Below are 14508 nucleotides of genomic sequence, written 5' to 3'. Positions count from 1 at the left end.
TGGTGAACGGATCATGTTGAGAAGGCCTCTTGCGCTATTGGCAACGCCTGTGCTGGCGATGCCCCGCGTGGCCAAGCGCATCGTCGTGATCTTGCTGGACATCAGCCTATGTGTATTAACGGTATGGCTTGCCTACTATCTGCGCCTAGGGGAGTTCATTGGCTTTGCCAGGCATGCAGAATGGGGTACGGGAGCCAGTTGGGCAGCAGCAACTTCTGTGGCGCTTGCGTTGCCGTTATTCATTGTGAGTGGTCTGTACCGCGCAATCTTCCGCTACAGCGGCTGGCCCGCGCTACTCGCTGTCGCTCGCGCGGTGGGTATTTACAGCTTGCTTTATGCCTCTGTCTTCACCGCGATTGGCGTGACCGGGGTGCCCCGCACGGTGGGAATCATCCAGCCCATTCTGTTGCTCTTTTTCGTGGGCGCATCCCGGGCTCTTGCCCGGGTCTGGCTGGGTTACCAGTATTTGAGCATCCTCAAGCGCGCTTCACGCCCCAAGGTGCTGATCTACGGTGCAGGCAGCACCGGCCGGCAGTTGGCTGCTGCCATGGCCAACAGCCACGAAATGCAGGTGGCAGGGTTTCTGGACGACGACGACCGCCTGCATGGCCACCTGCTCAATGGCCAACCCATCTACAACCCGATCGACCTGGACAATCTGGCCACCACGCTCAATATCAGCGACGTGCTGCTGGCCGTGCCCAGCCTGAGCCGCAAGCGCCGCAATGAAATCCTGGGCCAGATTCGAAGTGCTCACGTGGCCGTGCGCACCCTGCCCAGCGTGACCGATCTGGCCCAGGGCAAGGTCAGCATCTCGGACCTGCGAGAACTGGATATTGACGACTTGCTCGGCCGGGAGCCGGTCACGCCCAATCACATCCTGCTGGCCAAGAACATCGTGGGCAAGGTAGTGCTGGTGACGGGGGCGGGAGGCTCAATTGGGAGCGAGTTGTGCCGCCAGATTCTGGCTGTGGCTCCGGCCAAGTTGCTGTTGATCGAGCAGAGCGAATTTGCGCTCTACTGCATCCACCACGAGTTGGAGCAAAAGCAGTCTGGGCAAGAAGGGCCGTTGCCGGTGCTGCTGCCACTGCTGGCTTCAGTGCAGGACGGCGACCGCATGCGCGAGATCATGGCTACCTGGCACCCGAACACGGTGTATCACGCTGCAGCGTACAAGCATGTGCCTCTGGTGGAGCATAATCCGGCTGAGGGCATCAAGAATAATGTGCTCGGTACGCTACGTACGGCACAAGCGGCTGTGGAAACCGGTGTCTCCGACTTCGTGCTGATCAGCACCGATAAGGCGGTGCGTCCCACCAACGTCATGGGGGCCAGCAAACGTCTGGCTGAAATGGCCCTGCAGGCATTGGCTGCAAGAAATCCTGGTACCAAATTCAGCATGGTGCGATTTGGCAACGTGCTTGGCTCATCAGGCTCTGTGGTGCCGAAGTTCCGCCAGCAGATCCGCGACGGCGGGCCCATCACGCTCACGCACCCCGAGGTGACGCGTTACTTCATGACCATTCCGGAAGCGGCCCAGCTGGTGATCCAGGCTGGTGCCATGGCCAAGGGCGGTGATGTGTTTGTGCTCGACATGGGCCAGCCCGTGAAGATCATGGACTTGGCCCGGCGCATGGTGGAGCTGTCGGGGCTGACGGTGAAAGACGAAGAGCACCCCGAGGGCGACATCGAGATCGCCGTAACCGGTTTGCGTCCCGGCGAAAAACTCTACGAGGAGCTGCTGATCGGTGACAACCCCAAGCCCACCGCGCACCCCCGAATCATGAAAGCCCACGAGGAATTCCTTCCATGGGTCGAGTTCGAGGCCAATCTCAATGCCTTGGAGATGGCCCTGAACGTGAACGACGTGGGCGTGATCCGCCTGATGATGCAGCAACTGGTGGCCGGCTATACCCCCAGCGACGACATTGTGGATCTGGTGTATCTGGAACAGGAGGCCGAGGCGCAAGCTTTGGAGGGGGCGGGGTGAGTCTGGCCGTATCCGTCTTACCGGCCAGCGAGGAGAGGGCAAAGGCCTGTCTTGCGTGATCAGGAGCCCAGTCCGCTTCTGTTTTTGCAGCGGTATGACAGGGTCGGCGTATATTGCCCGCAATGCGCATGTAACAAGATGAGTTCATGATGCCGCCTTTCGCGAAGGAGACCTCTATGGATTTGCTCTTGTGGCGTCATGCCGAAGCCGAGGATGGCGAGGACGATATGCTACGTCGCCTGACGGAGCGGGGGCAGAAACAGGCAACGGCGATGGCGGGATGGATTCGGGCGCACCAGCCCAAGGATTTGCGCATTATCGTCAGCCCGGCAGTGCGGACGCAGCAGACGGCCGAAGCCTTGAATCTGCCGTTCGAAACGAACCGCAAGATTGGTCCCAATGCCTGTGTTTCCGAGTTGATTGCCGCCTCAGGTTGGCCGGATGCGGCCGGGTCGGTGCTGATCATTGGCCACCAGCCAACCTTGGGGCGCATGGCCTCGCTGTTGCTCGCCGGTCACGAGTCCGACTGGAGCGTAAAAAAAGGCGCTTTGTGGTGGTTGAGCAATCGCGTTCGTCGCGGTGACATGCAGACGGTGTTGCGGGCGATGATTCCGGTCGAACTTCTGGACTAGACAAGTCGCTGTCATTGGCATGAAATAAACCCTTTCGATCCATTGTGGGAGAAGGGGATGGTCACCAGAAAAGCAAAGTCAGCAGCGCCAGCTGCCAATACATCGACTGTACAGAAACGTACTACCCCTCGGCGGCGTCCGGTCACTCTGGGTGACGTGCCTCCGCAACTAAACGCTCCGGCCATCGAGGGCTTTACGGTGCATGCTGCGGTGGACGCGGCCCAGGAGGCAAAAATGGGGGCGATGCGCGATGTCGTCTCCGGTATGCCGGTGGATGAATCGGTCGCCCTGCTGAAAAGTCTGCTCAAGCAGCAACGCATGGTTGCCGGCCAGTTGGCGCCGAATCCCGACGACGAGTTGGCGCTCGATTGGCGCGAAGGCGGTTATCCGTATAAGAACCTGATGCAGCGGCGCAACTATGAGAGCCAGAAGTATCGCCTACAGGTCGAGTTGCTCAAACTGCAAGCCTGGGTCAAGGAGACCGGACAAAAGGTCGTGATTCTCTTCGAAGGGCGCGATGCAGCGGGCAAGGGGGGCACCATCAAGCGTTTCATGGAGCATTTGAATCCTCGCGGCGCGCGTGTGGTCGCCCTGGAGAAGCCGACCGACTTCGAGCGCGGTCAATGGTACTTCCAGCGTTACGTACAGCATTTGCCGACCAACGGCGAAATCGTGCTGTTCGACCGCTCCTGGTACAACCGGGCAGGGGTCGAGCGGGTGATGGGTTTCTGCTCGGATTTCGAGTATTCGGAATTCGTCCGTCAGTGCCCGGAATTCGAACGCATGCTGGTACGCAACGGTATTCATCTGATTAAGTTCTGGTTCTCGGTCAGTCGCGAAGAGCAGCGCCGCCGTTTCCGCGAGCGCAAGGTGCATCCGCTCAAGCAATGGAAACTATCGCCGATCGACATGGCCTCATTGGACAAATGGGACGATTACACCAAGGCCAAGGAAGCGATGTTCTTCCACACCGACACGGCCGATGCCCCGTGGACGGTAATCAAGTCGAACTGCAAGAAGCGGGCGCGCCTGAATGCCATGCGCTACGTCCTACACAAGCTGCCTTACGCCAACAAGGATACGACCCGCATCGGCAACCTCGATCCCTTGATCGTCGGGCGTGCCAATGTCGTCTATGAACGCGGTGAGCACCAGGGGGTGCCGATTCTCTAACTGATGACGTAAGAGGCGCAGCCGGTAGCGATGAGCAGGCCGGCTTCGTTCTCCAGTGTCATCTGGGCAGACGCGATGCGGCCGCCAAGGCGGGTCAGCCGGCCGGTGACGGTGAAGGACTTGCCGATCCCTTGATGCAAGTAGTCGGTGCGCAGGTCGATGGTGCCGACACGGCCGAAACGGTGCGCCACCTGTTCGGCCGTTTCATGGGCGTATTTTTCGGCGATGCCGACAATGACGGCCAGGCCGGCAGCGGCATCGAGCGCCGTGGCGATCACGCCGCCGTGCAGGCGGCCGTGCAAGTAGTGCCCGATCAGGTCCTTGCGCATGGCAAAACGCAGCGCAGGGGCTGCCGGATCGAGTGAGGCCAGCTCAAAACCGAGCACTTCGTGGAAGCTGATGTTGTGTTCGAACATCTGGCGAAACAGGGCGTCGAGCCGTCGTTGTTCGTCGGCGGAGCGGCGCGGTAGCGGCGGGTGTTGGGTCATAAGCTTGCCGGTTAGCGCTTGGCCGGCGGTCGGCCAAGATGGAATTGCAGACGGTAACCGGCGGCTTCGATCTGATCGCCATCGGCCAGAGCGACCGGCTCGCGGCCAATCGTCTTCTGGTTAACACGCGGCAAGTGCGCTCCCTCGACATGCGTGACGTAAATGCTCTGCGGGCGTAGCGTCAGCACGACCAGTTGTTCGCCCGGCGTACCGAAAGTGGTGACGACCCGGTCGAGCACGACATCCTCGCCTGGCAGGTGCTGGCCGCGACCTTTCAGCACATGAACGTAGCCTTCAGGGAAGGAAATCTTGCTGGCCCGTGCGCTGGGCAGGGCCGTGAGGGCGCCGTCGCTCTCCGCATCGCGTGGCAACGCTTCTATCAGCATCGTGCGATCCATGCTGAGTTCGGAGGCGATGCGCGAATTCAGGTAGCGCAAATGGTAGGCGCCAAGATGGATCACGTCGCGATGCTGCAAGATCTGACGGAAGCAGGGTTTGCCGTTGACCGGAACGCCGGCTTCGCTATCCCGGCTTTCCAGAATGTGGTCTTCGCCGATGCACAGGATACGGGCGTGGTGTTCGCGCACCTGCGGATCATCCACGACAATGTCGTTGTCGGCGGCGCTGCCGATGCCGAGAGCCGGTTTGTCGGTGAAGCACTGGTTGAGTACGGTGCCGTTCAGGCTGAGGACGAGTTTGGCCAAGATGATCTCCCGTCAGTGCTTCAGCCAGCCGAGCAGGCGGCTGAAGAGACCCGGCTTGGCCGTGTCGGCGCCAAGGACACGAACCAGCGCGACCGAAATATTGTCGGTGCCGCCGTGGTCGTTGGCGAGCTGGATCAGATGCTGGGCGGCCAATTCAAGATTGGTTTTCAACAGGTCTACGATCAGCTCGATATCGCTGTCACCGACCATGTCGGTCAGGCCGTCTGAACAGAGCAGATAGACGTCGCCGGCGCGAACCTCTTCTTCGTGGATGTGGACCGCTGCCTGAAGGCTTTGCCCCAGGGCGCGCGTCACAAAGTGGCGATTGTGCGAGGTGGCCGCTTCGGCAGCGGAGATCAGGCCGCTTTCCACTTGGTCGCGCAATAGCGAGTCGTCTCGCGTTAACTGCTGCAGTTGGCCGCTGCGCAGGCGGTAGATGCGCGAGTCGCCGATATGCAGCAAGGCGGCATGTCGGCCATGCAGCAACCAGAGGGCCAGGGTGGTCCCCATGCCCTGGCAGTCGCTGTGGCTGAGCGCTGTGGTGTAGATGGCACGGTTCGCTTCGCCGATCAGTTGTTCGGCGAATTGGTGGGGGCGCGGTTGGCGGGCCCCAGCCCGGAAATGCTGAATCTTGACCGGTAGTCGCTCGCGCAGGGTGTCGACGGCGATTCGGCTGGCAATATTGCCGGCATTGTGCCCGCCCATGCCGTCGGCAACGATGGCAAAGCCGAATTCAGCATCGACGGCGGCGGTGTCTTCATTGACCGCGCGCATCCGACCGGGATCGGACAGCGCGACGGCTTCGAGGCGAAATTGTTCGTTGTTCAAATTGTTGTCAGGAAGCCGGTGAAAAGCGGGAAAACGCGCTGAAATATAGCATATCGCACTCCCCTTTCTTGACACTTTGTGTCGCTGTAGACGATATTCGACCCTCGTTCGCGCGCGCGATATCACGGCTGCATTTTTTGACATGGCAATCGATCAACTGGGACGATTCAAGATCACAGGAACGCTGGGACAAGGCGCCATGGGCACCGTGTACCGCGCCCATGATCCATTGATCGAGCGAACCGTCGCCATCAAGACGGTTGCCTGTGCCGGCCTCTCTAAAGAGGAGGCGGCCGCCTTCGAGCAGCGGTTCTATCGTGAGGCCAAATCGGCCGGTCGCCTGAACCATCCGAACATCGTCACCATCCACGACGTCGGTCGCAACGAGAACCTGGCGTTCATCGCCATGGAGTTCCTGAATGGCCGGAATTTGCGCGAGGTACTCGATTCGGGTGTCGTCCTGCCGCCCGAGCGCTGTGCCGAGATCGCGGTGGATATCGCCGAAGGCTTGGCCTTCGCACACGCCAATGGCGTGGTGCATCGCGATATCAAACCGGCCAACATCATGGTGCTCGACAATGGCTCGGTGAAGATTTCCGATTTCGGAGTCGCGCTGATTCCGAGTGGTTCGACTACCGTCGAGGGAACGGCCTTCGGCTCGCCCAAATACATGTCACCCGAGCAGGTTACCGGGCAGAAAGTCGATGGACGTTCCGACATCTTCTCTCTTGGTGCGGTGCTCTACGAGATGTTGACCGGCCGTCCGCCCTTCGATGGTGAAGAGCTGACATCCGTGCTCTATCAGGTGTTGAACACGGCGCCTCCGCTACCGTCCAGCTTCAATCCTGAATTGCCGCGCGTCTTCGACCGGCTGCTGGCCAAGGCCATGGCCAAGGATCCGGAAAAGCGCTATCAGAGCGCCATGGAACTGGCGGCTGACCTGCGCAAGATTCGACGCATGCTGCGCGACGCCAGAAAAAAGGCCGAGGGCGAAGGCAAGGTGCAGAGCCAGCGGCGCCCGTCTTCGGCCAAGCCGGAACAGTCGCACTGGCTCACCGCCGCAGCGCTGGCTTCGGTCGTCTCCATCATCGGTACGCTCTTCTGGTACTACAGCAGCAAACAAGCCGCCGAGCCGATGCTGGCCGAGGCGGCGCCGGCGACGAGCGCGGTGGTCAGCCCAGTTCCAGCCGTTTCGGCCCCCAGCGAAGCGGCCGTGTCGAAACCTCAGGAAACCGGCAACGACGCGAATGTCGAGGCTGTCAGTAAGGTTGCCGAAACGGCGCCGGCAGCGCAGGATTTGCCGACGGATGGTGCAGTTCGTCTGGCGATTGCACCTTGGGGAGAGGTGCTGGTCGATGGCAAAATGGCAGGCGTCTCGCCTCCACTGACCGAGGTGCGATTGCCACCCGGCAAACATCGCATCGAAGTGCGGAACGGCGAATTCCCGCCGCACCGGCAGGTGGTTGAAGTGATCGCCGGCAAGAACATACGCATCAAGCACAAATTCCAGTGAGCGCTCCCATGCCTTTTTCGATTTCGCCCGTTGTTTCGCGAGTTTCCTGTCTGATGACCGCCCTCCTGCTGTGTGCAGCCTGCGCTTCGCAGAATGCCGGCAAGGCAGATGCTGACAGCGAAGCCAAGAAGGCGCCGGAGCCGGTCAAGGCCGTGGCCCCGGCGCCGCAACCTCTCACCAAGGCGCAGCAGGAGTTGGCCGCCGGTGTCGCCAGCTACGAGGATGGCGCCTACAAGCAAGCCGCCAAGCAGTTGCAGGGTGCTTTGACGCTGGGGCTGGAGTCGGGGACTGAGCAGGCGAAGGCGCATAAATACCTCGCTTTCATGCATTGCGTCGGCAAGCGACAGAAGCAATGCCGCGATGAATTCGGCAAGGCGATGGCAGCCGATCCGGCCTTCGACCTGAGCCCAGCCGAGGCGGGCCATCCGACCTGGGGACCCGTCTTCCGCAAATTGAAGGCAGCGCCGAAAGCGGCCAAGTAATTTTCCCGGAATGAAAAAAGGGCGACGGTAAAAACCGTCGCCCAAACCGAAACGCTAAAGGGTTAGCGTAACGCAGAGGATCGTTACTTCTTGCGCGGCGCCGGAACGTCCGTGCAGGTACCGTGAGCGACCTCGGCGGCCATGCCGACGGTTTCGCCCAGGGTCGGGTGCGGGTGGATGGTCTTGCCGATATCGACCGCGTCGCAGCCCATCTCGATCGCCAGGCAGACCTCGCCGATCATGTCACCGGCCGACGGGCCGACGATGGCGCCGCCGATAACGCGATGCGTCTCGGCATCGAAAATCAGCTTGGTGAAGCCGTAGTCGGCACCGTTGGCGATGGCACGGCCGGAGGCTGCCCACGGGAACTTGGCAGTCTCGACCTTGCGGCCTTCCTTCTTGGCCTGATCTTCGGTGTAGCCGACCCAGGCCACTTCCGGATGGGTGTAGGCCACGCCGGGGATGACCTGGGCGTCGAAGGCGGCCTTGTGGCCGGCGGCGACTTCGGCCGCGACGTGGGCTTCATGCACCGCTTTGTGGGCGAGCATGGGCTGGCCGACGAGGTCGCCAATGGCGAAGATGTGCGGCACGTTGGTGCGCATCTGGGCATCGACCGGAATGAAACCGCGGTCGGTGACGATGACGCCGGCCTTGTCGGCAGCGATCTTGTTGCCGTTCGGCGCACGGCCGGCGGCTTGCAGGATCATGTCGTACTTGACCGCCTCGGTCGGAGCGCCTTCGCCTTCGAACTTGACGTAAAGGCCATCATCCTTGGCGTCGACCGCCACCGTCTTGGTCTTCAGCATGATCTTGTCGAAGCGCTGCAGATTCTGCTTTTCCCAGACCTTGACGGCGTCGCGGTCGGGGCCTTGCATCAGCGCGTCGGCCATTTCGACGACATCGACCTTGGCACCCAGCGTCGAATAGACGGTGGCCATTTCCAGGCCGATGATGCCACCGCCGATGACCAGCATCTTCTCCGGCACGAAGCGCAGTTCGAGCGCCCCGGTCGAATCGACGATGCGCGGGTCGCGCGGGATGAAGGGCAGATGCACCGCAGCCGAGCCGGCGGCGATGATGCACTTCTGGAACTTGATGACCTTCTTGGCGCCGGTCTTTTCCTGGCCGGTGCCGTCGGTCACTTCGACCTCGATGTGATTCGGATCGAGGAAATGGCCATAGCCGCGCACGATGTCGACCTTGCGGCCCTTGGCCATGCCGGCCAGGCCGCCGGTCAGCTTGCCGACGACCTTTTCCTTGTGCGCACGCAACTTGTCGATATCGACTTGTGGCGCGGCGAAGGTGACGCCGAGGTCATTGGCGTGCTGGGCTTCCTCGATGATCTCAGCGACATGCAGCAGTGCCTTGGACGGGATGCAGCCGACGTTCAGGCAGACGCCGCCGAGCGTGGCGTAACGCTCGACGATGACCGTCTTCATGCCGAGGTCCGCCGAGCGGAAGGCCGCCGAGTAGCCGCCGGGGCCGGCGCCAAGGACGAGCATCTCGCACTCGATATCGGCACCGCCGGCGTGGCTGGAAGCGGCCGGTGCAGCCACCGGAGCGACTGCTGCGGTGGACGGGGCTTTTTCGGCAGAAACCGGGGCGGCCGCTACGGCAGCGCCGGCCTCGACCTTGATCAGCAGCGAACCTTCGCTGACCTTGGAACCGAGCTGGACCAACACTTCCTTGACCGTGCCTTCGACCGGGCTCGGCACATCCATCGTGGCCTTGTCCGATTCGAGGGTGGCAATGGCGTCGTCGACCTTGATGCTGTCGCCGACCTTGACGAACAGGTCGATCACCGGGACGTCGGAGAAATCGCCGATATCCGGGACTTTGACTTCAACGAGACTCATGGTCATCTCCCCTTACAGCGCAACGCGGCGGAAGTCGGCCAGCAGCTGGGCGACATAGACGTTGAAGCGGGTCGCCAGTGCGCCGTCGATCACGCGGTGGTCGGCGGTCAGCGACAGCGGCAGGGTGAGGCGCGGCACGAACTGCTTGCCATCCCATACCGGCTTCATGGCCGACTTGTTGACGCCGAGGATGGCCACTTCCGGCGCATTGACGATGGGCGCGAAGTAGGTGCCGCCGATACCACCGAGGCTGGAGATGGTGAAGCACGCACCGGTCATGTCGGCCGGCTTCAGCTTGCCGTCACGCGCCTGCTTGGCCAGATCGCCGGATTCCTGGGCAATCTCGAAGACCGACTTTTTGTCGGCGTTCTTGATCACCGGCACGACCAGACCGTTCGGGGTGTCGGCCGCGAAGCCGATGTTGAAGTACTTCTTCAGCACCAGGTTGTCGCCGTCGAGCGAGGCGTTGAACTCGGGGAACTTCTGCAGGGCCTTGACGCAAGCCTTGACCAGGAAGGCGAGCATGGTCAGCTTGGCGCCGCCACCCTTCTCGTTTTCCTTGTTCAGCTGCACGCGGAAGGCTTCCAGGTCGGTGATGTCGGCGTCTTCGTGATAGGTCACGGCCGGGATCATCACCCAGTTGCGGGAGAGGTTCTGGCCGGAAATCTTCTTGATGCGCGACAGCGGCTTGACCTCGATTTCACCGAACTTGCTGAAATCGACCTTCGGCCAGGGCAGCAGATCGAGCACGCCACCGCCGGTGACACCGCCCGAAGCGGAAGCGACCGGGCCGGAAATGGCGCCGGACATCACGCCCTTGACGTACTTGGTCAGGTCTTCCTTGAGGATGCGACCCTTGGGGCCGGTGGCAGCGACCTTGGCCAGATCGACGCCGAGTTCGCGAGCGTAAGCACGGACCGACGGCGAGGCATGGACCTTGGAGCCGATCGGCAGGGCCGGGGCCAGCGCGGCGGGTGCGGCCGGGGCGACTGCTGCGGTGGACGGGGCTGCGGGGGCAGAAACCGGAGCAGCGGCAGGGGCCGGTGCGGCCGCTTGCGGCGCGGCAGCCGGTGCGCCAGCGCCGGTTTCGACCTTGATCAGGAGCGAACCTTCGCTGACCTTGGAGCCGAGCTGGACCAGCACTTCCTTGACGGTGCCGGCGACGGTGGAAGGTACGTCCATCGTGGCCTTGTCGGATTCGAGGGTGGCGATGGCGTCGTCGACCTTGATCGTGTCGCCGACCTTGACGAACAGGTCGATGACCGGAACGTCGGAAAAGTCGCCGATATCCGGCACCTTCACTTCAACCACGCCGCCGCCAGCAGCAGGGGCTGCGGCAACCGGCGCCGGAGCGGCGGCCGGTGCCGGTGCAGCGGCCGGTGCCGGTGCAGCGGCCGGGGCGGGGGCGGCGGCTTCAGCGGCAGCGCCGCCCGTCTCGACCTTGATCAGGAGCGAACCTTCGCTGACCTTGGAGCCGAGCTGGACCAGGACTTCCTTGACGGTGCCGGCGACGGTGGACGGTACGTCCATGGTCGCCTTGTCGGATTCGAGGGTGGCGATGGCGTCGTCGACCTTGATGCTGTCGCCGACCTTCACGAACAGGTCGATGACCGGAACGCTGTCGAAATCGCCGATATCGGGAACTTTGACTTCGATGATTTGGCTCATGTTCGTCTCCCTTCCTTAAACCGACATCGGATTCGGCTTGGCCGGATCCAGGTTGTACTTGACCAGTGCAGCGGCGACCTTCTCGCGCTCGATCTTGCCTTCGTCAGCCAGCGCCTTCAGGGCAGCCAGGGTGACCCAGTGACGATCGACCTCGAAGTGATGGCGCAGCTTCTCGCGGGTATCGGAACGACCGAAGCCGTCGGTTCCCAGCGTGACGTAGCTGCCCTTGACGAAGGGGCGGATCTGCTCGGCGAACAGCTTGATGTAGTCGGTCGCGGCGACCACCGGGCCTTCGGCGCCGGCCAGCTTTTGCTCGACGTGCGACAGCTTCGGTGCTTCGAGCGGGTGCAGCATGTTCCAGCGGGCGGTGTCCTGGCCATCGCGGGCCAGTTCGTTGAAGGACGGGCAGCCCCAGATGTCGGCTTCGACGCCCCAGTCGTTCTTGAGCAGGTCGGCCGCGGCGATGACTTCGCGGAAGATGGTGCCGGAACCGAGCAGCTGCACGCGCAGCTTGCCTTCACCGCCCTTCTTGAACGAGTACATGCCCTTGATGATGTCGGCTTCCGCGCCCACCGGCATTTCCGGGTGTTCGTAGTTCTCGTTCATCACGGTGATGTAGTAGAAGACGTCTTCCTGTTCCTGGAACATGCGGCGCATGCCGTCCTGGACGACGACGGCGACTTCGTACTGGAAGGTCGGGTCGTAGGAGACGCAGTTCGGCACCAGTTGCGATAGGATCAGGCTGTGGCCATCTTCGTGCTGCAGGCCTTCACCGTTCAGCGTGGTGCGGCCGGCCGTGCCACCAATCAGGAAGCCGCGGGCGCGCTGGTCGCCGGCCGCCCAGACGAGGTCGAGGGTGCGTTGCAGGCCGAACATCGAGTAGCAGATGTAGAACGGAATGGTCTGCACGCCATGCACGGAGTAGGCGGTGGCAGCGGCGATCCAGTCGCTCATCGCGCCGGCTTCGTTGATGCCTTCCTGCAGCACCTGGCCGGTCTTCGATTCCTTGTAGAACATCAGCTGGTCATGGTCTTCCGGCACATAGTTCTGGCCTTCCTGGTTCCAGATGCCGACGGCGCGGAACATGCCTTCCATGCCGAAGGTGCGGGATTCGTCCGGCACGATGGGCACGACGTTCTTGCCGACGTTCTTGTCCTTCAGCAGCATGTTCATGATGCGAACGATGGCCATCGTCGTCGACAGCTCACGGCCTTCGCCGGAGGCCTTCAACAGGGCGGCGTAGGTGTCGAGCGCCGGAATGGCCAGCGGCTCGGCCTTGCGGCGGCGTTGCGGCAGGAAGCCTCCGAGCGCCATGCGGCGTTCGCGCATGTACTGGTATTCGGCGGAATCTTCCGGGAACTTCAGGTAGGGCAGTTCCTCCAGCTTGTCGTCCGGCACCGGCAGGCCGAAACGGTCGCGGAAGCGGCCGATCTGCTCCTTGTCCATCTTCTTCTGCTGGTGCGAGATGTTCATCGCTTCGCCAGCCTGGCCCATGCCGAAACCCTTGATGGTCTTGGCCAGGATCAGCGTCGGGGCGCCCTTGTGGGTGACGGCGGCGTTGTAGGCGGCGAAGATCTTGAAGATGTCGTGGCCGCCGCGGTTCAGTTGCCAAACCTGGTCATCGGTCCAGTCGGCGACCAGTTCCTTGAGTTCCGGCGTGTTGAAGAAGTGTTCGCGGACGTAGGCACCGTTCTTGGCCTTGAAGGTCTGGTACTCGCCGTCGCACAGTTCCATCATGCGCTTCTTGAGGATGCCCTTCTTGTCGCGCTGGAACAGGGCATCCCACTGGGTACCCCAGATCAGCTTGATGACGTTCCAGCCGGCACCGCGGAATTCGGATTCCAGTTCCTGGATGATCTTGCCGTTACCACGCACCGGGCCATCCAGGCGCTGCAGGTTGCAGTTGATGACGAAAATCAGGTTATCCAGCTTTTCGCGACCGGCCATGCCGATGGCGCCGAGCGATTCGACCTCGTCGGTCTCACCGTCGCCAAGGAAAGCCCAGACCTTGCGCTGCTCGGCCTTGGCGGCATCGATCAGGCCGCGCGAGGCGAGGTACTTCATGAAACGGGCCTGGTAGATGGCCTGGATGGGGCCGAGACCCATCGACACGGTCGGGAACTGCCAGAAATCCGGCATCAGCCAGGGGTGCGGGTAGGACGAAATGCCCTTGCCGTCGGTTTCCTGGCGGAAGCTGTCCATCTGCTCTTCGGTCAGGCGACCGAGCATGAAGGCGCGGGAATAGACGCCCGGCACCGAGTGACCCTGGAAGAAGATCAGGTCGCCGCCGGTATCGTGGTCGATGCCCTTCCAGAAATGCGAGAAGCCGACGTCGTAGAGGGCGGCGGCGGAGGCGAAGGAGGCGATGTGGCCGCCGACGTTGGTGTCCTTGTTGGCGCGAACGACCATGGCCATGGCGTTCCAGCGGATATAGGAGTGAATCTTGATCTCCATGTCCGCATTGCCAGGGTATTTCGGCTGTTGGTCGACCGGGATGGTATTCACGTACTCGGTATTGGCCGAGTAGGGGATATCGATACCGTCTTCGCGAGCCTGGCCGATCAGCTTGTCGATCAGGTAGTGCGCGCGGTCGGCGCCTTCTTGCGCGATGACGCCTTCGAGGGCGTCAATCCATTCCTTTGTTTCCTGCGGATCGGTGTCGGCAGGCAGGTTGTTCGGCTGGTCGGCCATGGTTCGTCTCCAAGGTTGGTTCTCGTTTTGTTTTGCCTGGTGGGCAAAACCACTCTAGCTCGTTCCGGGCCGGTTCGCGACCCGTGTTTACACCTACTTGATTTTTCGCATTGTAAAAACAAGATTCGCATCGTGCAATAGGGTCGAATACGTTTTTAGGGTATTTCCTAAGTCACTGATGGAGAGGGCTTACAGGGTGGCCCAGCGGGCCAGCGTTTCGCCGAAGTAGACGGTGAGCAGCAGGGCCGCCGGCGGGATGGCAACGAAGGCCTGGACTACGCGGCGAATGAACGGATGGGCGATGCCGATCTCAATGAAGCGGAAGGCGACCAGTGTGCCCTTGAACCAGATGATGGCGGCCACCAACAACGGCAGCCAGGGGGCGGCACGGAACCATTCGCCGAGGCCGAGGCTGATCAGGGTCAGGGCGACCAGGGCTAGCCAGGCGAGGGTCAGGGAGCGCGAATGGTCGGCGAATTTCAT

At 62.0% G+C, this 14508-nt stretch carries 12 protein-coding genes; 5 read left to right on the top strand and 7 right to left on the bottom strand.

Features of this window, described 5'->3' with window-relative positions; all coding sequences use genetic code 11:
- Positions 1-58 precede the first annotated feature (58 nt).
- The 3 genes from WIF35_RS09650 (at position 59) to ppk2 (ending at position 3795) form a co-directional block, all read left to right on the top strand.
- Positions 59-1990 carry a polysaccharide biosynthesis protein gene (locus WIF35_RS09650; protein WP_412481235.1) on the top strand — a complete coding sequence of 644 codons (1932 nt, stop codon included), beginning with the start codon at positions 59-61 and terminating at the stop codon, positions 1988-1990.
- 176 nt (positions 1991-2166) lie between these two features.
- A complete protein-coding gene (locus tag WIF35_RS09645; RefSeq protein WP_412478015.1) occupies positions 2167-2622 on the top strand; it encodes a SixA phosphatase family protein in 456 nt (151 codons plus the stop codon).
- A 57-nt stretch (positions 2623-2679) separates the two neighbouring features.
- A complete protein-coding gene (ppk2, locus tag WIF35_RS09640; RefSeq protein ID WP_412478014.1) occupies positions 2680-3795 on the top strand; it encodes a polyphosphate kinase 2 in 1116 nt (371 codons plus the stop codon).
- On the opposite strand, the gene WIF35_RS09635 is transcribed toward ppk2, so the two are convergent.
- The 3 genes from WIF35_RS09635 to WIF35_RS09625 are packed head-to-tail and all read right to left on the bottom strand — an operon-like array spanning position 3792 to position 5815.
- Positions 3792-4283, bottom strand: coding sequence for a thioesterase family protein (locus WIF35_RS09635; protein ID WP_412478013.1), 492 nt, complete (start codon positions 4281-4283; stop codon positions 3792-3794). The genes ppk2 and WIF35_RS09635 overlap by 4 nt on opposite strands.
- An 11-nt stretch (positions 4284-4294) precedes the next feature.
- On the bottom strand, positions 4295-4987 hold the full coding sequence (locus WIF35_RS09630) for an FHA domain-containing protein (RefSeq protein WP_412478012.1): 693 nt from the start codon (positions 4985-4987) through the stop codon (positions 4295-4297).
- 12 nt (positions 4988-4999) lie between these two features.
- On the bottom strand, positions 5000-5815 hold the full coding sequence (locus WIF35_RS09625) for a PP2C family protein-serine/threonine phosphatase (RefSeq protein WP_412478011.1): 816 nt from the start codon (positions 5813-5815) through the stop codon (positions 5000-5002).
- A gap of 142 nt (positions 5816-5957) precedes the next feature.
- Here WIF35_RS09625 and WIF35_RS09620 point away from each other — a divergent pair, with 142 nt between their 5' ends.
- Both WIF35_RS09620 and WIF35_RS09615 read left to right on the top strand, forming a co-directional pair.
- On the top strand, positions 5958-7328 hold the full coding sequence (locus WIF35_RS09620) for a serine/threonine protein kinase (RefSeq protein ID WP_412478010.1): 1371 nt from the start codon (positions 5958-5960) through the stop codon (positions 7326-7328).
- Positions 7329-7381: 53 nt separating this feature from the next.
- Positions 7382-7810 carry a TssQ family T6SS-associated lipoprotein gene (locus WIF35_RS09615; RefSeq protein WP_412478009.1) on the top strand — a complete coding sequence of 143 codons (429 nt, stop codon included), beginning with the start codon at positions 7382-7384 and terminating at the stop codon, positions 7808-7810.
- An 83-nt stretch (positions 7811-7893) separates the two neighbouring features.
- On the opposite strand, the gene lpdA is transcribed toward WIF35_RS09615, so the two are convergent.
- The 4 genes from lpdA to WIF35_RS09595 all read right to left on the bottom strand — a co-directional run bounded on the left by lpdA (position 7894) and on the right by WIF35_RS09595 (position 14508).
- Positions 7894-9666 (bottom strand): dihydrolipoyl dehydrogenase, encoded by a 1773-nt coding sequence (lpdA, locus tag WIF35_RS09610; RefSeq protein WP_412478008.1) that lies wholly within the window; start codon positions 9664-9666, stop codon positions 7894-7896.
- Between the two features lie 12 nt (positions 9667-9678).
- Positions 9679-11334, bottom strand: coding sequence for a dihydrolipoyllysine-residue acetyltransferase (gene aceF / locus WIF35_RS09605; protein ID WP_412478007.1), 1656 nt, complete (start codon positions 11332-11334; stop codon positions 9679-9681).
- Positions 11335-11349: 15 nt separating this feature from the next.
- Positions 11350-14025, bottom strand: a complete 2676-nt coding sequence (gene aceE / locus WIF35_RS09600) for a pyruvate dehydrogenase (acetyl-transferring), homodimeric type (protein WP_412478006.1) — start codon at positions 14023-14025, stop codon at positions 11350-11352.
- A 189-nt stretch (positions 14026-14214) separates the two neighbouring features.
- Positions 14215-14508, bottom strand: coding sequence for a hypothetical protein (locus WIF35_RS09595; protein WP_412478005.1), 294 nt, complete (start codon positions 14506-14508; stop codon positions 14215-14217).

The sequence above is a fragment of the Azonexus sp. IMCC34839 genome, from assembly GCF_047047955.1.
In the GTDB taxonomy this organism is placed as follows: Bacteria; Pseudomonadota; Gammaproteobacteria; order Burkholderiales; family Rhodocyclaceae; genus Azonexus.
The sequence above is the reverse complement of the archived record's forward strand: the minus strand, read 5'-3'. Positions and strand labels throughout refer to the sequence as shown.

Coding starts and splice junctions, on each gene's coding strand:
- WIF35_RS09635 (WP_412478013.1), bottom strand. CDS start 4,283: ATGACCCAACACCCGCCGCTACCGCGCCGCTCCGCCGACGAACAACGA.
- aceE (WP_412478006.1), bottom strand. CDS start 14,025: ATGGCCGACCAGCCGAACAACCTGCCTGCCGACACCGATCCGCAGGAA.
- WIF35_RS09615 (WP_412478009.1), top strand. CDS start 7,382: ATGACCGCCCTCCTGCTGTGTGCAGCCTGCGCTTCGCAGAATGCCGGC.
- lpdA (WP_412478008.1), bottom strand. CDS start 9,666: ATGAGTCTCGTTGAAGTCAAAGTCCCGGATATCGGCGATTTCTCCGAC.
- WIF35_RS09650 (WP_412481235.1), top strand. CDS start 59: ATGCCCCGCGTGGCCAAGCGCATCGTCGTGATCTTGCTGGACATCAGC.
- WIF35_RS09595 (WP_412478005.1), bottom strand. CDS start 14,508: ATGAAATTCGCCGACCATTCGCGCTCCCTGACCCTCGCCTGGCTAGCC.
- WIF35_RS09620 (WP_412478010.1), top strand. CDS start 5,958: ATGGCAATCGATCAACTGGGACGATTCAAGATCACAGGAACGCTGGGA.
- aceF (WP_412478007.1), bottom strand. CDS start 11,334: ATGAGCCAAATCATCGAAGTCAAAGTTCCCGATATCGGCGATTTCGAC.
- WIF35_RS09645 (WP_412478015.1), top strand. CDS start 2,167: ATGGATTTGCTCTTGTGGCGTCATGCCGAAGCCGAGGATGGCGAGGAC.
- ppk2 (WP_412478014.1), top strand. CDS start 2,680: ATGGTCACCAGAAAAGCAAAGTCAGCAGCGCCAGCTGCCAATACATCG.